Consider the following 18,100-nt stretch of genomic DNA (forward strand, 5'->3'; position numbering starts at 1 on the left):
ACGCCTCGGCTTACTGCAGGGATGTGAGCGGCCCCACGATAATGAGCGTCGCGAGCGACAGGATGACGGCCGGTGTGGCAACGACTGCACCGATTTTCAGGAATTGCCATGCGCCGATATGCAACCCTTCCCGGCGCAGCGCCGTCAGCCACAGGATGGTGGCGAGCGATCCGGTGACGGACAGGTTGGGGCCGAGGTCGACGCCGATCATGGTAGCCGCCGATACGAGTTGCGGCATGTCGGCCGTGTGAAGGGCGCTTGCCGCGAGAAGCCCGACCGGAAGATTGTTCGCAAGATTGGAGAAGAGTGCCGCGGCAATGCCCGATGCGAAGGCTGTGGCGTAGACGCTCTGCGCTGCGCTCTGCACGATCCAGCCGCCGATCAGGGTATGAAGACCGGTGGCTTCCGTCGCCTCGACCACGACGAAGAGGCCGGCCACGAGAAGAAGGGCGGTCCAGGAAATGCCACGGAGGATGTCGCCCGGCCCCTCGCGATTGGCGATCAGGATCAGGGCGGTCGTCACCGCGCCGGCGAGGAACGTTGTCAGGCCGAGATCGCCGCCGAGCGCCGATACCGCCACAAGCAGAACGGCGGTGACGCAAAGCGCCAGGCCGGCAAGCCGCGCCTGGCGTGTCAGTGAAACGACTTCGACCGTGGTGGAGACGGTGTCTTCTGTCAGGGCCTTGCGCTGTGTCCACCAGAGTGCGGCGAAGGTGACGAGGATGGCGACGACGGAGGGAAGCGCAAACAGGCTCAGCCAGTGCAGCAGCGAGGGCATGGTGCCGTTGCCGAAGAGGACGAGATTGGCCGGATTGGAAATGGGCAGCACGAAACTCGCGGCGTTGGCGATGAACGCGCAGATCAGCAGGTAGGGCATGGGATCGCGCACCTTTGCCGCCTTGCACGCGGCGTAGACGGCGGGCGTGAGGACGACGGCGGTGGCGTCGTTCGAGAGAAACGCGGTGACCAGAATGCCGCATCCATATATCAGCACGAAGAGCCGGCGCGGCGAGCCGCGGGCATGCGATGTGGCGAAGGCGGCCAGCCAGTCGAACAGCCGCTCGCGGCGCGCGATCTCCGACAGCAGCATCATGCCGATGAGGAAGAGGTAGACATCCGTACCTCGCCCTACGGCCTCCAGCGCTGTGGATGGCGCAAGCGAGCCGACAACCACGAGCAGCGTGGCGCCGGCGAGCGCCCAGACGGCCTCCGGCCAGGCGAAGGGACGAAGGACGACGCCGGTCACCGTAAGGCCCGCGACAATCCAGGTCAGTGAAAAGGTGCTCATAAACGTTCTCAGGAGGGCGCGGTCATCGCGTTGCGGTGGTCTCCCTCGTCGTCCGACCGTGCCGGCGCGATCAGGCGATGCGCGGTACAGAACACGACGAAGGCCAAGATCGACACTGCGCCATGGACCCAGTAGGCCAAGCCGTAACCGCCGATATCGGTCAGCCACCCCGCTACCACATTGCTGAGCGATGCGCCAATCCCCTGCACCGTCATGACGGCGGCAAGGCCCACGTTAAAGCGCCCGGTTCCCGCCAGGATGCGCTCCGCGGCGATGGGGGCGGCAATGCCGAGGAGGCCTGCGCCCACGCCGTCGAGGATCTGCACGGGGTAGATCCAGGCAAAGCTCGAAAACGTGCCCGCAAGGGCCCCGCGGATGGGAAGTGCGGCAAGCGCCAGGAGAAAGACGCTTGCCAGGCCGAACCGGCGGATGAGCAGGGGGGCCGCCACCGCCATGACGATCATGGAAAGCTGTGCGACACCGGTGGTGATGGCGGTCGTTCGGAAGGGGGTGCCAAGCTGGATGGAAAAATCCTGGGCGATCAGACGGCTGATGGGGGCGTTGCCGAAGTGAAAGATCATCAGCGTGATCGCGAGAAGGATCAGCCCCTTACGGCTCACCAACACGGCAAAGCCTGATGGTCCCGGCTCGCCTTCGTCATGGGCGAGGCCGCGCGCCACCGCATGGTCTACCTTGGACGGATCGATGGCGTGGACTGCATGCGCGGCGGCCTCGATCAAGCGCGATGAGTGGAAAAAGCCTCCTGAAATGGACAGAAGGAAAAAAGGTTCCACGCCGCCGAAAATGGCTATCCATCCAAAACGTGGCGGATCTTCTCGGCAAGCTGGTCGAGGCTGAATGGCTTCTGGAGCAGATGCGTGCCGGGGTCGAGGATGCCGTTATGGACCACGGCATTGCGCGTATATCCGGTCGTATAAAGCACCTTGAGATTGGCGACCTTCGAGGCTGCGATTTCGGCAAGCTCGCGACCGCTCATCTGCGGCATGACGACGTCCGTAAACAAAAGGGTCGGCTTCAATCCGGCATCGAGGAGCGCCAGGGCCGCAGGCCCGTTCGCGGCTTCCGCGACGGTATAGCCAAGTTCTCGCAGCGCTTCGGTCGAGAAGGTGCGGACGCGCTCGTCATCCTCCACCACGAGAACAAGTTCGTCACGCCTGCCGCGCGCCGGCTCATTGCCGAGCGGCGCGAGGTTCTTGGTTTCGCCGGTACCGTAATGACGGGGAAGGTAGATCTTCACATTGGTGCCGTGTCCAAGCTCGGAATAGATCCTGACATGCCCGCCCGATTGCCTGACGAAACCGAAAACCTGGCTGAGACCGAGGCCGGATCCCTTGCCCACTTCCTTGGTCGTGAAGAACGGATCGAACGCTTTGGCCAGCGTGTCTTTCGTCATGCCCGCGCCGGTGTCCGTCACGGCGATCATGACATATTGACCGACGGACATGGAATGCTCTCTGGCATAATCCTCGGCGATGAAGGTATTGGCGGTTTCCACCGTGAGCTTGCCGCCCTGGGGCATCGCATCGCGGCCGTTGACGGCGAGGTTGAGGATGGCATTCTCCAGCTGGCTCGGATCGGCGTTGATCCTCCACAGCCCGGCCGCCATCACGGTCTCCACCTGGATCTGTTCTCCAAGCGCGCGGGCGAGCAACTCCGTCATGCCCGACACCATGCGGTTCGGCTCGATCACCTCGGGCTGGAGCGGTTGCCGGCGGGAGAAGGCCAGCAGGCGCTGGGTGAGGGCGGCCGCCCGGTTCGCGCCGTCCTTGGCTGCCTCGATGTAGCGGCTGAGATCGGTTTCGCCGCGCGCGAGCCGCCGTTCCAGAAGGTTCATCGCGCCCAGGATAACCGCAAGCATGTTGTTGAAGTCATGCGCGACACCGCCCGTGAGCTGGCCGACCGCTTCCATCTTCTGTGCATGGCGCAGCTGGGCTTCGGCTTCCATCAGCTTGGCTGTGCGCTCCTCGACGGCCTTCTCGAGCTCTTCACGCGAACGGGCAAGGACTTCCCGCGCGTCGACGATGTCCTGGATATCCGTGCAGGAGCCGAACCAGCGCGTGATGCTGCCCGCATTGTCGCGCACCGCCTGCGCGCGGCCGAGCACCCAGCGGTAAACGCCTGATTTGTGCCGGAGGCGGTATTCGATGTGATAGGGCTCGCCGGTCGTCAGGCATTGACGCCAGACGTTCCAGGCGCGCTCCTGGTCGTCGGGGTGGAACATGCCGTTCCAGCCTTCTCCATCCGTCGAACCGACGGGAACGCCGGTGAAGTCGTACCAACGCTGATTGTAGTAGTCGTGATGGCCATCCGGCAGCGTCGACCAGAGCATCTGGTCGATCGAGTTGGTGATGGCACGAAACCGCTCCTCGCTGTCGCGCAGGGCGGCCTCGGTCTTCTTTCGCTCTGTGATGTCGAAGCTGACGCCGGGAAAGCGCAGGACGGTTCCATCCGGGGCAAGCGTCGGCCTTCCTTCGGCGATCACCCATCGGCTCGTACCATCCGGCTGCAACAGCCGGTACTCCTGCGAGAAGTTTTTTCCGGTCTTCATCGCCGTGTTGATGGCGTCTCGGACCGCTGGCAGGTCGTCGGGGTGCAATCCAGCGAAAAATTCGGCGATCGGCGCGCCCGCGGCGGCTCGCTCCCGCGGAACCCCATAGAGTTTGGCAAAGCGCGCGTCCGCGATGATCGTGTCGTTCGGGACGTCCCAATCCCAGGTCCCGACCGTGTTGGAGGCGCCCAGCGCGAACTCCAGTCGCTCTTCGCTGGCGCGAAGCGCGCGCTCCGCGGAAAGGCGCGCCGTCGTCTCGTTGCCCTGGTTGAAGATGCCGAGAACGCGATCCCTGTCATCGACGATGGGCGCAAAGCTGTAGTCCCAATGGGTCTGCTGCACGCGGCCGCCGCGCTCCATCGGCAGCATCTGGTCGGCGACGGAAAATCCCTTGCCGGTCGTCATGACCGCCGCCAATTGCGGCTGGATCACATGCCATATGTCCGCCCAGACCTCACGGGCCGGTCGCCCCAGCGCCCACGGATGCTTTTCCCCGGCAATGGGCGCCCAGGCATCGTTATAGATGAGCCGCAACTCGTCGCCCCAGTAGATGGCAGTGGGCAGAGATGTGTTCAGGCACAGATTGACCGCCATCCGCAATTCCGATGGCCATTCGGACGGGTTGCCCAAGCCATGGCTGCCCCAATCGAGCGCCTGGACATGTCGGCTCATTTCACTGGTCGGCTCTGCGGGGATCGTCATCAGGTGATCTCGGATATTTGTTCGACGTATATGGGCTTCGATCCCGGTTTGGAAAGCACATATGCAAGAGTTTCCGATCCGTTACATCTGTTTCGAAAGAATGGCCGATGTCGTTGCGGATGAGACCGCATCGACCGCTGAAAATCCGGGCGCGGTGAGACCAGCACGATGCCGCTCGACCTTGCACGAAGCTGCCGACGATATCGCCGAAATCACCGCCGCGGTCAGCGACGCCGCGGGGGACTTGATATCTCCGCGAGGCTCCCCATCTAACGCTCACAACCCGTCATCGATGACTGCCTGCAGCGATAACCCCCTCGTCGCGCGTTCGTAGTTGTCCGGGTCCAAAGGGCGCTCCCCGAAAGGGTCGAGCGCCCTTTTTGTTCTGGAGGCGGCGACGGGCCTTCGAGTTCCCGCGCGCCGCATTTCATGTGCGGTTGTGCACGATCCGTCTGGCAAGAACCGCACGCGGAATGTAGGCTGCCGACATGGATTCGCGCGTTTCATCCCCTCGACCGGCCGCCACGCCGGTACCGCAGCTGCCGGGCTGGATCCGCTCGCGCGGGGGCGAACCTAATGAGAGCGATGCCGCTTTCGCCGCCGGCGTTGCCCTGAAAGCGCTCGACGACCTCGTGCGTTCAACGCCCGTCTGGGCCGGCTGCTGGCGCGCGCGGCAGGCCTTGAAATGTGCAGGGGTCGCCGTGCGTCTGATGGGACGCAACGAAGACGAAGCGGCGCTGCGCGACGCCGTGCTCCTGACATCGGCGGGCGACGATCCGGGTCCGGCCGGGCGCGTGTCTGTGGCGTTCCGGCGGATTGCGGCGCGAAAGCCCGGCTTTTCCTCCAAGGCCGTCGGCGAACTGGCCGACCTGTTTGGCCTCGCCTCGGACGAGCGGCTGCTGGCGGCGGTCGATCACGCGGATGCAGCGCTGCAATCGGGCCGGGCGCCGCCCTTCGCGGCCGTTGCACTGGTGACGGCGATCATGCGTGACCGGCCCGATGGCGAGATGCTGGCCTGGGCGCTGGCCGACCTGCTCATCGCGCGCATGCTCGACTGGCCTTCCACGGTGCCACTCCTGATGGCGGAGCGTTACGGAGCGGCTTTCCGCACGCCGGCGGGCCGGGGGCGCTTGCAACCCGGCGAACCCGCTTTTTCCGGCGCCGTCTGCGTCGCGCTCGCCGAGGGGGCCACGACCGCCTTGCGGTCTGCCGGCGAAATCGCGCATCGCGCCGAAACACTTCTCGCCGTCGCGCCGAAGGTGCGCACCAAGGGAGCCGCGCCTGTTATCGCAAGGCTGCTCGATGACGACGCCGTGCCGGCATCGGCGCCCGGCAGCAACCTGTCCCGCTGGGCCGCCACCCGCCTGTTCGAACGACTGGAAGGTTTTGCCGCCGTCCGGGAGCTTTCCGGGCGCGCATCCTTCCGGATTTACGGGCTGTGACGATGGACGCACCTGATGGCACGAAGGCACGGCGTGGCCGCAAATCCAGGGCGCAGGACCAGCAGTCGCTCGACCGGGAGCTTGCCGACCTGCCTGCCGAGCTGCGCTGGCGCGAGTGGATGCTGCGCATCGAGGCGGTCCTGTTCGCCGCGGCCGCGCCGGTCGGTCGCGAGACGCTGTCGCGCGTCGTCGGCAAGGATTGCAGCCTCGATCTCCTGATCGACGATCTGCAGGAGGAACTGCGCGGCCGGCCCTACGAGATCGTGTCGGTCGCGGGCGGTTGGCAGCATCGAACGCGTCCCCGTTACGCGGAGACGGTCCGGGCGTCGCAGGCGCCGACGCGCAGCGCATCCGCTGCCTTATCGGACTTCGAGGCCATGGTGCTGATGGCGATCGCCTATTTCCAGCCGGTGACCCGAGCCGAGCTGTCGCGGGTTTTCGGCAAGGAGATAAGCCGCGACACGATCGCGTCCCTGCGCAATGCCGGCTTCCTTGCTTCCGGCCCGCGCAGCCCCACACCGGGCGCGCCCTATACCTATGTGACGACGAAGCAGTTCCTGACCGCCTTCGGCATGCAGACGCTGCGCGACCTGCCCGATATCGAGGCGCTCGAGGATGCGGGTCTGCTCAGCCGGCAGGCTGTGCAGACGGAGGCGGTGGAGGCCGGCGTCGAGACGGATGCCGAGGGCGAGGAGCCGTAGCAGCTGGGGCGGTTGTCCGGCCGCGGTTTTGTGGTCAAAATGCCCGCTATGATGTCGTGGCAATGCAGGAGCACGGATTGAGCAGCCCCACCAGCATGCGGGAGCGCAGGAGCATACCGGAGCCGAAGTTCAGCCCGCTTTCGGCCAGCCCGCCGACCTTCGAGCACATCATCACGGGCATCGACGAGAGCTTTCTCTGGCGCATCGACGATTATCCGTGGGAGCGCAATGTCTGGAACTTTCATCCGGAATTCGAGATCCATCTCATTCGCAAGGGCACCGGAGTGGCCTTTGTCGGCGATTATATCGGCGCGTTCTCCGCGACCTATCTGACCGTTATCGGCAGTGACCTGCCGCATGACTGGGTGACGATGACCGCACCCGGCGAGGTAATCGAGGGACGCGACGTCGTCTTGCAATTCCATCCTGATCGCATCCGCGAGGCGACCCGGATGCTGCCGGAATTCGCGCAGCTGGAGGACTTCTTTGCTCGCGCTCAAAGAGGCCTCGTCTTCAGCGGCGAGACGCTGGCGCGCGGCGCCGATCTCGTCGAGCGCATGGGCACGCAGAAGGGCTTGGCGCGGCTCGTGCTTTTCCTTCAGCTGCTCGATCTGCTTGCCGGCTCGACGGAATACGAGGTGCTGTCATCGCCCGAATATTCGCCAAAGCTCGACGCCGAAACCCTTGATGCTCTCCAGCGCGCGCTCGTCTTCATCTACCGCAACTTCGCGACAGATATCCGCCTGTCTGATGTCGCCGATCTCGCTGGCATGAGCGAAAGCGCCTTCTCCCGCTTCTTCAAGAAGAACACCGGCAACACCTTCACAGACCATGTCAACAAGCTGCGCATCTGGCAGGCCTGCAAGCTTCTGGCGGAAACCGACATGCCGATCACCGATATCTGTTTCGAGGTCGGCTACATGAACATTTCCAATTTCAACCGGACCTTCCTGCGCCAGCATCGCATGACGCCGTCCGCTTATCGCCGGCTCACGCCGCAACGCCGCTCCCTGCGGGGCGATGTCCCCGTCCCCGATGAAACCTTGCGCGGATAGTGTTGTTTTTTCGCAGTGCAGCATGAAATTGCGCATTAAAGTACAGATTCACTGCAACAGACACGCTAGTTTCCGCGATTTCCCGGCATAATATGCATTTTAGCGAAGTCATTCGCTGGACGATTGGCGCAGGCGACGAGGAGGTCGTGCGGCGCCGACCAACGATACCTTGAGGGAGGTTCACCCATGACATCCGTGAAAACGCTCGTTTCGAGCATCGCCTATGCATGCCTTCTCGCCAGCTCTGTCTCATCGGTCGCGCTGGCGGCGGAATGCTCCGGTACCATCCGTGTGCTGGCCCAGCCGCGCGACGGCCTGACGCTTCTGGAAAGCCACAAGGACGAGTTCGCCAAGCTTTCCGGCGGCGCATCCTTCGAAATCGACTATCTCAACGAGAACGACCGTCGCGCCAAGACCAAGGCGGATGCGTCGACCATCGGCAAGTACAATGTCTATTACATCGACGAGGCCAATGTGGCGCTGTTCGCGTCTGCCGGCTGGGTCGCGCCGCTGATGGATTATTATCCCGCCGAATATGATTATGCCGACTTCGACCCCGGCCGCCAGAAGGTCGCGACCTATGACGGCAAGGTCTGGTTCGCACCGCTGACCGGCGGCGGCGACCTGCTTGTCTACCGCAAGGACCTGCTGGAAGCTGCCGGCGTCAAGCCACCGACGACGCTCGACGAGATGAAGGAAGCCGTCAAGAAGCTGCATCAGCCGGACAAGGGCATCTATGGCATCGCGTTGCGCGGCCAGCGCGGCTCGGGCGCCAATGTCTGGCGCTGGATGCCTTATTTCAAGGGCTTCGGTGGCGAGTGGTTCGACGGCAACGAGCCGAAGTTCAACAGCGAGGCGGCCGTGAAGGCCACCGAGACCTATCTCGAACTCTTCAAGTATTCCGCACCCGGCACGCAGACCGGCGGCTGGGATGAATCGGTCGGCGCTTTCACGTCCGGTCAGGTCGCGATGCTGGTGGAGTCGACTCCGCTTGTCGGCATGGCGATCGATCCGAAGTCGTCGCAGGTCGCCGGCAAGGTCGGCTACCTGCCGCCGCCGACGCCGCTCACCGGCGGTGGCTACGGCCATGGTCTTGCGATCGGTACCAAGGCCAATGCGGATGACGCATCGAAGGCCTGCGCGGGCCTGTTCATCGCCTGGGCAACATCCAAGGAGAACGAGCAGCGCCGCCTGGAGGCCAACCAGTTCAGCGAACTGAACCGCACCAGCATCATGACCAGCGACACCTTCGCCAAGCTCTACGGGCCTGACCTCGGCCAGGCGCTTGCCGACACCGGCAAGGTGACGGCTGTCAACTTCTGGCAGAGCCCGCTCTGGCCTGATCTCGGCGACCGCTGGGGCATCATTCTCGAAGAGTTGATTGCCGGTTCACGCACGGACATCAAGGACGGCCTGAACGAACTCGAAGGCTTCGCCAAGGAGCTCGTCGCTCGCAGCCAGTAAGCCTTGAGCAGCGCGGCCGCCACCGCACTCCCGAGACGGCGGCCGCGCGATCACGAGGAAAATCCATGACATCGAGAACCCGCCTGCCTGCCGTCTTCCTCGCGCCGCCGCTGCTCATCCTGGCGGTGCTTGCCTTCGTGCCGACGGCCTATGCGATCTACATTTCCTTCCGCAACCGCGAGCTCAGCCGCCCGGACGGCAGCTTCGTCGGCCTTGCCAATTACATCGATCTCTTTTCGGATCGCCGCTTCGTCAATGCCATCGGCGTGTCGCTGACCTGGGAGCTTGTCACGGTCACGCTGACGTTGCTGGTGGCCATCGTGCTCGGCATCCTGATGTTCGAATTCGCCTCGGCGCGCCAGCGGGCGGTGCTGACGCTGATCTTCCTCGTACCGGTCATCCTGCCGCGCGTTTCGGCCGCCTTCGTCTGGAAGTTCGCCTTCCATCCGCTCTACGGCATCGTCACCTATCCCTACAAGGCGATAACCGGCCAGCCGCTCGACCTGCTGTCGAACCCGGCAACGGCGCTGATGACGGTGGCGCTCGTCGATGTCTGGCAATGGGGGCTGTTCTTCGGTGTCATCGTGCTGAAGCTTCTGGAAACCCTGCCGCCGCAGCCCTTCGAGGCCGCCCGGCTCGATCACGCGCGCCCCTGGGAAGTCTATCTCTATGTGGCACTTCCCATGCTCAAGGCGCCGCTCATCTCGCTCACCTTCATCAAGATGATCGAGTCACTGCGCGCGTTCGACCTCATCTATGTCATGACCCGTGGCGGGCCCGGCATCGTGACGGAAACGCTGGATATGTACGCCTTCTCGCAAGGCTTCATCGAATCGGGCCGCATCTCCTACGCCTCCAGCATGGCGGTGCTGATGATGGTCGCGACGACGGTCATCTTCACGGTGATCTGGAAGAGGGTGAAGCCATGAGCCTGTCACGTTTCCTCGGCAAGTCCGTGCTTTATCTCGCGGCCTTCTCCGCCGTGTTTCCCATGGTGTGGACGGCGATCAACGCCTTCAAGAACCGCGTCGACATCGTGACGCCGACGCCGCTCTTCATCTTCACGCCGACGCTCGACAACTTCGCCTATGTGCTGGGGCGCGACAGCGTGGCGGCCGGCCTCGTCAATTCGGTGATCGCCGCGGGCGGTTCCGTCCTGATCGGTGCGCTGCTCGGCCTGCCGGCCGCCTATGCGATCGCCCGCTATCCCAACCGCTGGTCCGCCGACATCCAGTTCTTCGTGCTGTCCCTGCGGTTCCTGCCGCCGGTCGCCGTGGCGATCCCGCTCATGGTGATATGGCTCGATCTTGGCTTCTATGACACGCGGCTCTCGCTGATCGTCACCTATACCCTGCTGACGCTCGCCACCGTCATCTGGCTCGGCGTCCCGGCCTTCGCCCGCGTGCCGAAGGAAGTGGAGGAGGCGGCAAGGGTCGATGGCTACGGGCCCTATGCCGTGTTCTTCCTGATCGCATTGCCCATTGCCTCGCGCTCGCTGATCGGCGCCGTTGCCTTCGCCTTCGTGCTTGTCTGGAACGAGTTCCTGATCGCGCTGATGCTGACGACCTCGGATGCCAAGACGCTGCCGATCGTCGCCTCGGAACTCACGCAGCTCGGTCGCGACGTGCCCTGGGGCATCCTCAATGCCTCGGTGGTTCTGCTTTCCATACCGCCGCTCCTGCTCATCGGCATTCTGAGCGGCCTTCTCAACAATGCCTTCCGGCGCAAGAGCAATTGATGACAGGACATATAGCCATGCAAGCCTTGGTTCTCGAAGAAAAGGGCGTGCTTGCCCTTCGCGACATCGACCTCCCGCAGACCGTCGGCCCCGACGATGTGAAGATCGCCATCCACACGGTCGGTGTCTGCGGCAGTGACGTCCATTACTACACCCACGGCGCCATCGGCCCCTATGTGCTGCGCGCGCCCATGGTGCTCGGTCACGAGGCGGCGGGCACCATCGTCGAGGTCGGCGAGAATGTGCGCTCGCTCGCCGTCGGCGACCGGGTGTGCATGGAGCCCGGCATTCCCGATCTCTCCTCGCGCGCCTCGAAGCTCGGCCTCTACAATGTCGATCCCGCCGTCCGCTTCTGGGCGACACCCCCCGTGCACGGCATTCTCGCGCCCTATGCGGTGCATCCCGCCGCCTTCACCTATCGCCTGCCCGACAGCGTTTCCTTCGCCGAGGGCGCGATGGTCGAGCCCTTCGCCATCGGTATGCAGGCTGCGACGCGCGCCCGCATCGTGCCGGGCGATGTGGCGGCCGTCATCGGCGCGGGGCCGATCGGGATCATGGTGGCACTCGCGGCACTGGCCGGCGGGTGCAGCCGGGTGCTGATCTCGGACTTTTCCGCCGAGAAGCTCGCCATCGCCGCCGCCTATCCCGGCATCGAAGCGGTCAACCTCAAGGAAACCACCTTCGCCGCTGCCGTCGATACGGCCACCCGCGGCTGGGGCGCCGACGTGGTGTTCGAGGCGAGCGGCAGCGCGAAGGCCTTCGAAGGCCTCTTCAATCTGGTGCGGCCGGGCGGCGCGGCGGTGCTCGTCGGCCTGCCGGTGGATGCCGTGCGTTTCGACGTGGCCGGCGCCATCTCGCGCGAGGTGCGCATCGAGACGGTTTTCCGCTACGCCAATGTCTTCGACCGCGCGCTGGAGCTCATCGCGTCCGGCAAGGTCGACCTTAAGCCGCTGATCACCGGCACCTATGCCTTCAAGGACAGCATCGCCGCCTTCGACCGGGCGGTGGAGGCGCGGCCGACCGATGTGAAATTGCAGATCCTTGTCGCGGAGGAGGGGTGAGCATGGCCAATATCGTCTGTTCCCATGTCGACAAGGCCTACGGTGCCGTCAACGTCATCAAAGACTTCAACCTCGAAATCGACGACCATGAATTCGTGGTCTTCCTCGGCCCGTCCGGCTGCGGAAAATCCACGCTTTTGCGCATGATCGCCGGGCTGGAGGAAATCTCCGGCGGCACCGTGTCGATTGCCGGGCGCACGGTCAACGACCTGGAGCCGCGTGACCGCGGGGTCGCCATGGTGTTCCAGAACTATGCGCTCTACCCGCACATGACGATCCACGACAACATCGCCTTCGGCTTGAAGCGCATGAAGGTCGACAAGGCGGAAATCGAAAGCCGTATCAAGACGGTTGCCGGTACGCTCGGGTTGGAGCCGTATCTCTCCCGCAAGCCGACGGAACTGTCGGGCGGCCAGCAGCAACGCGTGGCGATCGCCCGCGCGATGATCAAGACGCCGCGCGTCTTCCTCTTCGACGAGCCGCTTTCCAACCTCGACGCCAAGCTGCGCAATCACATGCGCGTCGAGATCGCGCGCCTGCATCAGAGCCTGAAGACCACCACGATCTACGTGACCCACGACCAGCTCGAGGCCATGACGCTCGCCGACCGCATCGTGCTGATGAAAGGCGGCGCCATCGAGCAGGTCGGCACACCGGCGGAGATCTACGAGCGGCCCCGAACCCTGTTCGTCGCCGGCTTCATCGGCACGCCGAACATGAACTTCCTCGACGTCACGGCGCGCGCGGACGCCGGCACATGGCTGCTGGATGGTGACGGCGTGCGGTTCCGCGTCAGCCGCGAGCGCTTCGAGATCACCGAAGGCCAGGCGCTGACGCTCGGCGTTCGGCCCTCGGCCCTGTCGCCGTCGGCGGATGCCCGCGGCGGCGAGAACACGCTTGCCGGCGTCACAGATCTCGTCGAGTTCCACGGCGACAGCGCGCTCATCTCCTTCCGTGTCGGCGGCAAGGAAATCGGCGCCCTCGTCCCGGCCGGCAGCCGGCCGACGCGCGACGCCCCGGTCTCTTTCTCCGTCAGCGGCGAAAACCTGCACGCGTTCGATCGCACGACAGGCCTGTCTGTGCTGCGCCGTAATGCCTAGGACAGACCCAGGCGTTCAAACGCGGTGGCTGGGAATGAGGCCCCCTCACTTTCCCCGCCGCCTCGTTTGACCCGCGATCAGCGCATCCAGCGATAGGGGACACGGTCCCCGGGCTGCGATGAAAAGCAGGCAGGCCGCCCAGGTGCCATGAGTCGGCCAGGCCCCGGGATAGACGAAGATCTCGATCACCAGCGTCATGCCGAGGAGCGCCAGCGCGGACAGGCGGCTCGCCAGGCCGATGACCAGCAGAAGAGGAAATATATGCTCTGCCAGAGCTGCGAGATGAGCGGCAAGCCAGGGGTCTATAAGGGGGAGCTTGTATTCATTCTCGAAAAGGTAGAGCGCATTGTCGGAGAGCATCCAGCCATTGACCTTCGTCTGGCCCGACTGCCAGAAGACGGCTGCGATGGAGAGGCGTGCGATCAGCGCGATCAACCCGTTCGGGATGCGTTCGAGCGCCGCGACCACCCTTTCGGAAAGGCTGCGGGCGACGCCTGTTTTATGATCAGTCATCGCGTCGGTTTTCATTGGCTTTAGCCCTCCCTGAATGTCGTGAAAGCCCCGGAACGGAGCAGGATGGCAAGGGCATGCGAAAGATCGAAATCCTCGCCGCCGGCAAGTGCTGCTGCTTCGCCGAGCATTGATCCGGCAGCAAGCCTGCGCAGGAAGTTCGCGCAATCGCCCGGCAGCGGGATGACGTCGACGATCAGGCGTGGGCGAACGACAAGCACGTGCTCTCCATCCCAGTGCTCCAAGTCGGCGAGCGGCCGCTCGCCGGTATTCATCGCCCAGATGGTATGAAACGGATGGAGCGAGGACAGGATCGATAGGGATGGATGGGGAACGAAGATCAGCTCCCCAAGCCGGTGCGGATCGATACCGGCGAGCTTATCGGGATCGAGCGATAATGCGTCGGCCGCGTGATAGGCCTGGCCACGCGCGAACTCCAGCCGCATCACATCCGCCAGATAGACGACGTCTCGTGCCGGCTCGAAGCGCGCGGCAAAATCCGGGAACGCGTCGCCATAGGCAAGCAGCACGGGTGAGCGCGGTGGACAGGCCCTGATGAACGCGCCGGCCATGGCGCGGAAGAAATCCGCTCCCACGATGCGTTCGGCTGCCGGAAAGCGAGCGGCGAGCGCCCCGGTCAGGCTTGTCTCGACATTGTTGCTGTAGACGGCGTAGCGCCTCCGAGGCGTCGCCTTGTTCCAGGCGGCCAGGCCCGGCGGTGGCGGGTGCGCGTCGAACAGCCCGGCGGCGAAAGCGGATTGCATGGTTTGCGACATGGTCAAGCCACTCTCTTGCGTGCGGCCGCGTCGAGCAGCCGCTGCGCGGCCGACGCCTCCTCGCGCAACACCGGCCAGGCGGGCACGTCGTTGTCCCATTCGATCAAACTTGCGATCGGGCCGGTGTTTTGAAGAACCGTCCGATAGAGCGCCCAGACGGGGTCCTTCACCGGCGTATCGTGGCTGTCGACGAGCAGAGGGGCGCCGAGATCGTCGACGGTCTCGGAATGACCGCCGAGATGGATTTCGCACACGGCCTCCAGCGGGAAGCGGGCGATGTAATCGTGCGGGTCGATATTGTGGTTGGTTGCGGCGACAAAGACGTTGTTGACGTCGAGCAGCAGCCCGCAGCCGGTTCGCCGCGCGATTTCCGCAAGAAACGCCGTCTCCTCGATCGTGCTTTCGGCGAAAAGAAGGTAGGTCGCAGGATTTTCCAGAAGCATGCGGTGGCCGAGAACCGCCTGTACCGTGTCGATATGATCGCAGACACGGTCGAGCGTCTCCCGTGTATAGGGCAAGGGCAGCAGGTCGTTGAGGAAGACGCCGTCATGCGTGGACCAGGCGAGGTGCTCGGAAAAGCTTTCCGGCTGGTAGCGGTCGCAAAGCGTTTTGAGGCGGGAAAGATGCGGGCGGTCCAATGCCTGCATGGAGCCGATGGAAAGGCCGACACCGTGGATGGAGAGCGCGTAGTCTTCACGCAGCCGGGCAAGCTGGGCATGCGGTACCCCACCGTCGCCCATGTAGTTTTCCGCATGCACTTCGAAAAAACCGACGGGCTGCGGCTCGGCGAGGATGTCGGCGAAATGCTCCGGCTTGAAGCCGATGCCCACGCGCGAGGGAAGGGAGGACGCAATCATGGCAAACCTTTCGGACGGGAGGTGACGGCGTCGTATGACGCCGTCCGTTGGCAATCCGGCGATCAGGCGGGAGCCGGGCCCTGTTCCAGCATGCCGTGGCCGGTCGGGGTCTTCATCGAAACGCAGGTGCCTTTCGGGACCAGCTTGAAGGCGTTCTGCTGATAGTCGACCTTGGAGGTGCCTGCGCAGGTGGTGCCAGGTCCGGCGGCGCAGTCGTTCTGGCCCTTCATCGCAATGCCGTAGCACTTCTCCTTGGCGTCATCGGCGGCGGCTGGCGTGGCGATGGCGGCAAGCGCGGACGCGAGCGATCCTGCAAGAGCGAGGGTGGCGATCGTGGTCTTCATTCTTCATCTCCGTTTTCGGCCCAGCCGTCATTGACTGAACATGAACGGCTACGCTGAGCACCGGGGCGGCGTTACAGGATCGAGAGCGAATTTTCGTGCAACGCTGTTTCATCGTGCCGTGTGCCGCCTTTTACGAGGCGGGTCGCATTTCTTTTGCGGGTCGGGTAACAATCGCGTGTTTGCCAGCGTAGGCCATTAGACGTGAAACAGTCGGCGCGCGAAGAGGAATGGGCGGCCTGGCTGCGCCTTGCCATGAACGGCGATGCGCAGGCCTATAACCGTTTCCTGATTGCAGTGACGCCGCACCTGCGCGCCATGGCGCGGCGGCGCTGCGACCAGTACGGCGCGCCGGCAAGCGAAGCGGAAGACGTGGTGCAGGAAGTCCTGCTGGCGGTTCATCTGAAGCGTGCCACCTGGGACACGACCCGACCCCTCGGCCCTTGGCTGACGACGATCGTGCGCAACAAACTTGTCGACAGCCTGCGCCGCCGCGGCCGTCATGCGCATGTTCCGATCGAGGATGTCGCGGATTTTCTGGAGGCGGGGGAAGTGTCCAGCGATGCGGCCGACCGGCTCGACACGGAAAGCGTTCTGGCGCGTCTGAAGGATCCGCAGCGTGATATCGTGCGTTCCATCTCTCTGGAAGGGAAGGGCGTGCGTGAAACGGCGGCGCGGCTGAAAATGAGTGAGGTCGCGGTGCGCGTTGCTCTCCACCGAGCGCTGAAATCGCTGGCCGCCCTTTACCGGAGCGAATGACATGAAGACAGACGATCTGATCACCCTAATGGCGCAAGATGCGCCCGTTCGGCTTCGTTACAGCCGCGGGATGATGCTTGCGCTGGGGGTGGGCATCGTCTTGTCGGCTCTGCTGCTGACCTCCACCGTCGGCCTGCGGCACAACCTGGCCAGCGTCGTCGAGACGCCGCGGGTGTTCTTCAAGATCATGGTCACGGTACTGCTCGCCGTACTTGCCGCGCGGCTTGTGTCGCGCATCGGCCGGCCCGGGGCCGCAACGCGGCTCCCGGCCTTGCTGCTTGTCGTGCCCGTTGTGGCCGTTTCGGCAGCGGTATTCACCGAACTTGTGGCGCTGCCGGTCGCTTCCTGGCGGGCCGCCTGGCTCGGTGGCAATGCTCTGTTCTGCCTGTTCTTCGTGCCGCTGCTGTCGCTTGCGCCGCTTGCAGCGCTTCTTTTCATTTTACGCAATGGCGCGCCGGAAAACCCGACATCTGCGGGGGCTGCGGCCGGTCTTGCCGCCGGTGCAATCGCCGCCGCCATCTATGCATGGCATTGCCCTGATGACAGCCCGCTCTTCCTTGCGACCTGGTATACGATCGCCATCGGGGCCGTAACCGCCGTCGGGGCGCTTCTCGGCCGCAGGCTGCTGCGCTGGTAACCGGCCAGGCGCCTAGCGCGCGTGGCTCGGGGCATGGCCGTAGCGCTTCTTGAAGGCGTTGGAGAAGTACTGACTGGAATTGAAGCCGCAGCTGAGCGCGATTTCCGTCACGCTCGTATTGTGCGGCTCCCGCAGAAGGCGTGAGGCTTGCTCCAGCCGCAGGTGCTGGAGGTACTGGCGCGGCGCCATGTTGGTGAGCTTCTTGCAGTAATCGGAAAAGCGGGTGCGCGACAGGCCGCATTCCTCCGCCATGCCTTCCAGCGTCCAGTCCTCGTCCAGCGCATGCGCGAGACGGCGCAGGAAAATCGCGACCGTGTGCTGCGAGGTGGAAAGGTCGGGATCAAGTGCCGGCACCTGCTCGCTCATACGATCGATGAGGCTCAGCATCATTGCGTTGATCGCGACCTTGAGGCGAGTCTCGCCGTCCTCGGGGCTGCGTTCCAGAAGGATGGAGGGGATCGCCTCGAAGGCCCGGCACAGTTCGAGGCCGCCGTCCCAGACGGGCTGGTTGTTCTGCGTCAGGATTTCGCCGAGACGGGTCGCCTCCGCGCGGGAAAAGACAAGCCAGTCCGGCCAGTCCGGTGTCTCGCTCGGCCGGCGCAGGCCGGCATCGAGGATGATCCAGAGCAGCCGGCTCGGCCCGACATTCGGGCTGCCGATCGAATGCAGCTGCCATGGGCGAATGACGATGAACTGCCCCTGGCTCAGCGTATGGGGCGTGTCGTCCACGACGAGATCGAGGCTGCCGCGCGCGAGGTAGGCTATCTTGAAGCCTTCGTTGCAATGCCGGCCGAGCCCCCAGGTCTGGCTGTGGCGCGCGTCCCAGAAACCGACGGTCCGGATGCCCGACAGTCGCCCATCCAGCGAAATGCCGGGATAATTTCCCCGCGTCCAGGCATGCAGTTCGACCTCGCCGCGGCGCGCCGCGGCCTGCAGTTCCTTGCAATTGTCAGCATACATGACCGAGTCTGGCTGGCGGAAAACCGAGGGCCTGTAGCCGGCCGGGGAAATCACCGTGTGCCTGTTCATTTCGCGCCTCCCAACACAAAACGACTTAAGAAATTTACCACTGTTGTCATCCGCAAGATTGCACGAGTCAA

17 protein-coding genes and 1 pseudogene are annotated in these 18,100 nt (G+C 64.2%); 10 read left to right on the top strand and 8 right to left on the bottom strand.

Features of this window, described 5'->3' with window-relative positions:
- Window positions 1–10: 10 nt before the first annotated feature.
- The 3 genes and pseudogenes from B5M41_RS00090 to B5M41_RS00100 form a co-directional block, all read right to left on the bottom strand.
- The gene (locus B5M41_RS00090; RefSeq protein WP_134711020.1) at window positions 11–1,288 is read right to left on the bottom strand and encodes an arsenic transporter; all 1,278 of its coding nucleotides are present in this window, start codon (window positions 1,286–1,288) and stop codon (window positions 11–13) included.
- Window positions 1,289–1,296: 8 nt separating this feature from the next.
- A pseudogene (locus B5M41_RS00095) lies at window positions 1,297–2,007 on the bottom strand (MFS transporter); the annotation flags it as partial.
- 89 nt (window positions 2,008–2,096) lie between these two features.
- Window positions 2,097–4,559, bottom strand: coding sequence for a PAS domain-containing protein (locus B5M41_RS00100; RefSeq protein ID WP_209020890.1), 2,463 nt, complete (start codon window positions 4,557–4,559; stop codon window positions 2,097–2,099).
- A 488-nt stretch (window positions 4,560–5,047) separates the two neighbouring features.
- Here B5M41_RS00100 and B5M41_RS00105 point away from each other — a divergent pair, with 488 nt between their 5' ends.
- The 8 genes from B5M41_RS00105 (at window position 5,048) to B5M41_RS00140 (ending at window position 13,120) form a co-directional block, all read left to right on the top strand.
- Window positions 5,048–6,001 carry a DUF1403 family protein gene (locus B5M41_RS00105; protein ID WP_134651121.1) on the top strand — a complete coding sequence of 318 codons (954 nt, stop codon included), beginning with the start codon at window positions 5,048–5,050 and terminating at the stop codon, window positions 5,999–6,001.
- A 2-nt stretch (window positions 6,002–6,003) separates the two neighbouring features.
- The gene (gene scpB / locus B5M41_RS00110) at window positions 6,004–6,702 is read left to right on the top strand and encodes an SMC-Scp complex subunit ScpB (protein ID WP_134651119.1); all 699 of its coding nucleotides are present in this window, start codon (window positions 6,004–6,006) and stop codon (window positions 6,700–6,702) included.
- 95 nt (window positions 6,703–6,797) lie between these two features.
- Window positions 6,798–7,757 carry an AraC family transcriptional regulator gene (locus B5M41_RS00115; protein ID WP_134651131.1) on the top strand — a complete coding sequence of 320 codons (960 nt, stop codon included), beginning with the start codon at window positions 6,798–6,800 and terminating at the stop codon, window positions 7,755–7,757.
- A 186-nt stretch (window positions 7,758–7,943) separates the two neighbouring features.
- On the top strand, window positions 7,944–9,221 hold the full coding sequence (locus tag B5M41_RS00120) for an ABC transporter substrate-binding protein (RefSeq protein ID WP_134651117.1): 1,278 nt from the start codon (window positions 7,944–7,946) through the stop codon (window positions 9,219–9,221).
- A 65-nt stretch (window positions 9,222–9,286) separates the two neighbouring features.
- A complete protein-coding gene (locus B5M41_RS00125; RefSeq protein WP_134651115.1) occupies window positions 9,287–10,150 on the top strand; it encodes a carbohydrate ABC transporter permease in 864 nt (287 codons plus the stop codon).
- Window positions 10,147–10,959 carry a carbohydrate ABC transporter permease gene (locus tag B5M41_RS00130; protein ID WP_134651113.1) on the top strand — a complete coding sequence of 271 codons (813 nt, stop codon included), beginning with the start codon at window positions 10,147–10,149 and terminating at the stop codon, window positions 10,957–10,959. Before B5M41_RS00125 ends, B5M41_RS00130 begins: the two co-directional genes overlap by 4 nt.
- 17 nt (window positions 10,960–10,976) lie before the next feature.
- On the top strand, window positions 10,977–12,020 hold the full coding sequence (locus tag B5M41_RS00135) for an NAD(P)-dependent alcohol dehydrogenase (protein ID WP_134651111.1): 1,044 nt from the start codon (window positions 10,977–10,979) through the stop codon (window positions 12,018–12,020).
- 2 nt (window positions 12,021–12,022) lie between these two features.
- Window positions 12,023–13,120: an ABC transporter ATP-binding protein gene (locus B5M41_RS00140; protein WP_134651109.1), complete on the top strand. Its 1,098-nt coding sequence runs from the start codon at window positions 12,023–12,025 to the stop codon at window positions 13,118–13,120.
- A 45-nt stretch (window positions 13,121–13,165) separates the two neighbouring features.
- On the opposite strand, the gene B5M41_RS00145 is transcribed toward B5M41_RS00140, so the two are convergent.
- From B5M41_RS00145 to B5M41_RS00160, 4 genes are all read right to left on the bottom strand, one after another.
- Complete coding sequence (locus B5M41_RS00145) at window positions 13,166–13,633, bottom strand: DoxX family protein (protein ID WP_230639931.1); 468 nt, start codon at window positions 13,631–13,633, stop codon at window positions 13,166–13,168.
- A gap of 20 nt (window positions 13,634–13,653) precedes the next feature.
- A complete protein-coding gene (locus B5M41_RS00150) occupies window positions 13,654–14,406 on the bottom strand; it encodes an HvfC/BufC N-terminal domain-containing protein (RefSeq protein WP_134651129.1) in 753 nt (250 codons plus the stop codon).
- A gap of 2 nt (window positions 14,407–14,408) precedes the next feature.
- Window positions 14,409–15,263: an MNIO family bufferin maturase gene (bufB, locus tag B5M41_RS00155; RefSeq protein WP_134651105.1), complete on the bottom strand. Its 855-nt coding sequence runs from the start codon at window positions 15,261–15,263 to the stop codon at window positions 14,409–14,411.
- A 62-nt stretch (window positions 15,264–15,325) separates the two neighbouring features.
- The gene (locus tag B5M41_RS00160) at window positions 15,326–15,607 is read right to left on the bottom strand and encodes a BufA1 family periplasmic bufferin-type metallophore (RefSeq protein ID WP_134651103.1); all 282 of its coding nucleotides are present in this window, start codon (window positions 15,605–15,607) and stop codon (window positions 15,326–15,328) included.
- A 201-nt stretch (window positions 15,608–15,808) separates the two neighbouring features.
- Here B5M41_RS00160 and B5M41_RS00165 point away from each other — a divergent pair, with 201 nt between their 5' ends.
- Both B5M41_RS00165 and B5M41_RS00170 read left to right on the top strand, forming a co-directional pair.
- On the top strand, window positions 15,809–16,363 hold the full coding sequence (locus B5M41_RS00165) for a sigma-70 family RNA polymerase sigma factor (protein WP_134651101.1): 555 nt from the start codon (window positions 15,809–15,811) through the stop codon (window positions 16,361–16,363).
- A 1-nt stretch (window position 16,364) separates the two neighbouring features.
- Complete coding sequence (locus B5M41_RS00170) at window positions 16,365–17,000, top strand: NrsF family protein (protein ID WP_134651099.1); 636 nt, start codon at window positions 16,365–16,367, stop codon at window positions 16,998–17,000.
- A 12-nt stretch (window positions 17,001–17,012) separates the two neighbouring features.
- Here B5M41_RS00170 and B5M41_RS00175 read toward each other — a convergent pair whose 3' ends face one another.
- Window positions 17,013–18,029, bottom strand: coding sequence for a helix-turn-helix transcriptional regulator (locus B5M41_RS00175; protein ID WP_134651097.1), 1,017 nt, complete (start codon window positions 18,027–18,029; stop codon window positions 17,013–17,015).
- Window positions 18,030–18,100 lie beyond the last annotated feature (71 nt).

Source organism: Shinella sumterensis, assembly GCF_004514425.2.
GTDB classification, from domain to species: domain Bacteria; phylum Pseudomonadota; class Alphaproteobacteria; order Rhizobiales; family Rhizobiaceae; genus Shinella; species Shinella sumterensis.

Coding starts and splice junctions, on each gene's coding strand:
- B5M41_RS00130 (WP_134651113.1), top strand. CDS start 10,147: ATGAGCCTGTCACGTTTCCTCGGCAAGTCCGTGCTTTATCTCGCGGCC.
- B5M41_RS00120 (WP_134651117.1), top strand. CDS start 7,944: ATGACATCCGTGAAAACGCTCGTTTCGAGCATCGCCTATGCATGCCTT.
- B5M41_RS00145 (WP_230639931.1), bottom strand. CDS start 13,633: ATGACTGATCATAAAACAGGCGTCGCCCGCAGCCTTTCCGAAAGGGTG.
- B5M41_RS00105 (WP_134651121.1), top strand. CDS start 5,048: ATGGATTCGCGCGTTTCATCCCCTCGACCGGCCGCCACGCCGGTACCG.
- B5M41_RS00150 (WP_134651129.1), bottom strand. CDS start 14,406: ATGTCGCAAACCATGCAATCCGCTTTCGCCGCCGGGCTGTTCGACGCG.
- B5M41_RS00125 (WP_134651115.1), top strand. CDS start 9,287: ATGACATCGAGAACCCGCCTGCCTGCCGTCTTCCTCGCGCCGCCGCTG.
- scpB (WP_134651119.1), top strand. CDS start 6,004: ATGGACGCACCTGATGGCACGAAGGCACGGCGTGGCCGCAAATCCAGG.
- B5M41_RS00175 (WP_134651097.1), bottom strand. CDS start 18,029: ATGAACAGGCACACGGTGATTTCCCCGGCCGGCTACAGGCCCTCGGTT.
- B5M41_RS00135 (WP_134651111.1), top strand. CDS start 10,977: ATGCAAGCCTTGGTTCTCGAAGAAAAGGGCGTGCTTGCCCTTCGCGAC.
- B5M41_RS00100 (WP_209020890.1), bottom strand. CDS start 4,559: ATGACGATCCCCGCAGAGCCGACCAGTGAAATGAGCCGACATGTCCAG.
- B5M41_RS00090 (WP_134711020.1), bottom strand. CDS start 1,288: ATGAGCACCTTTTCACTGACCTGGATTGTCGCGGGCCTTACGGTGACC.
- B5M41_RS00160 (WP_134651103.1), bottom strand. CDS start 15,607: ATGAAGACCACGATCGCCACCCTCGCTCTTGCAGGATCGCTCGCGTCC.
- B5M41_RS00140 (WP_134651109.1), top strand. CDS start 12,023: ATGGCCAATATCGTCTGTTCCCATGTCGACAAGGCCTACGGTGCCGTC.
- B5M41_RS00170 (WP_134651099.1), top strand. CDS start 16,365: ATGAAGACAGACGATCTGATCACCCTAATGGCGCAAGATGCGCCCGTT.
- bufB (WP_134651105.1), bottom strand. CDS start 15,263: ATGATTGCGTCCTCCCTTCCCTCGCGCGTGGGCATCGGCTTCAAGCCG.
- B5M41_RS00115 (WP_134651131.1), top strand. CDS start 6,798: ATGCGGGAGCGCAGGAGCATACCGGAGCCGAAGTTCAGCCCGCTTTCG.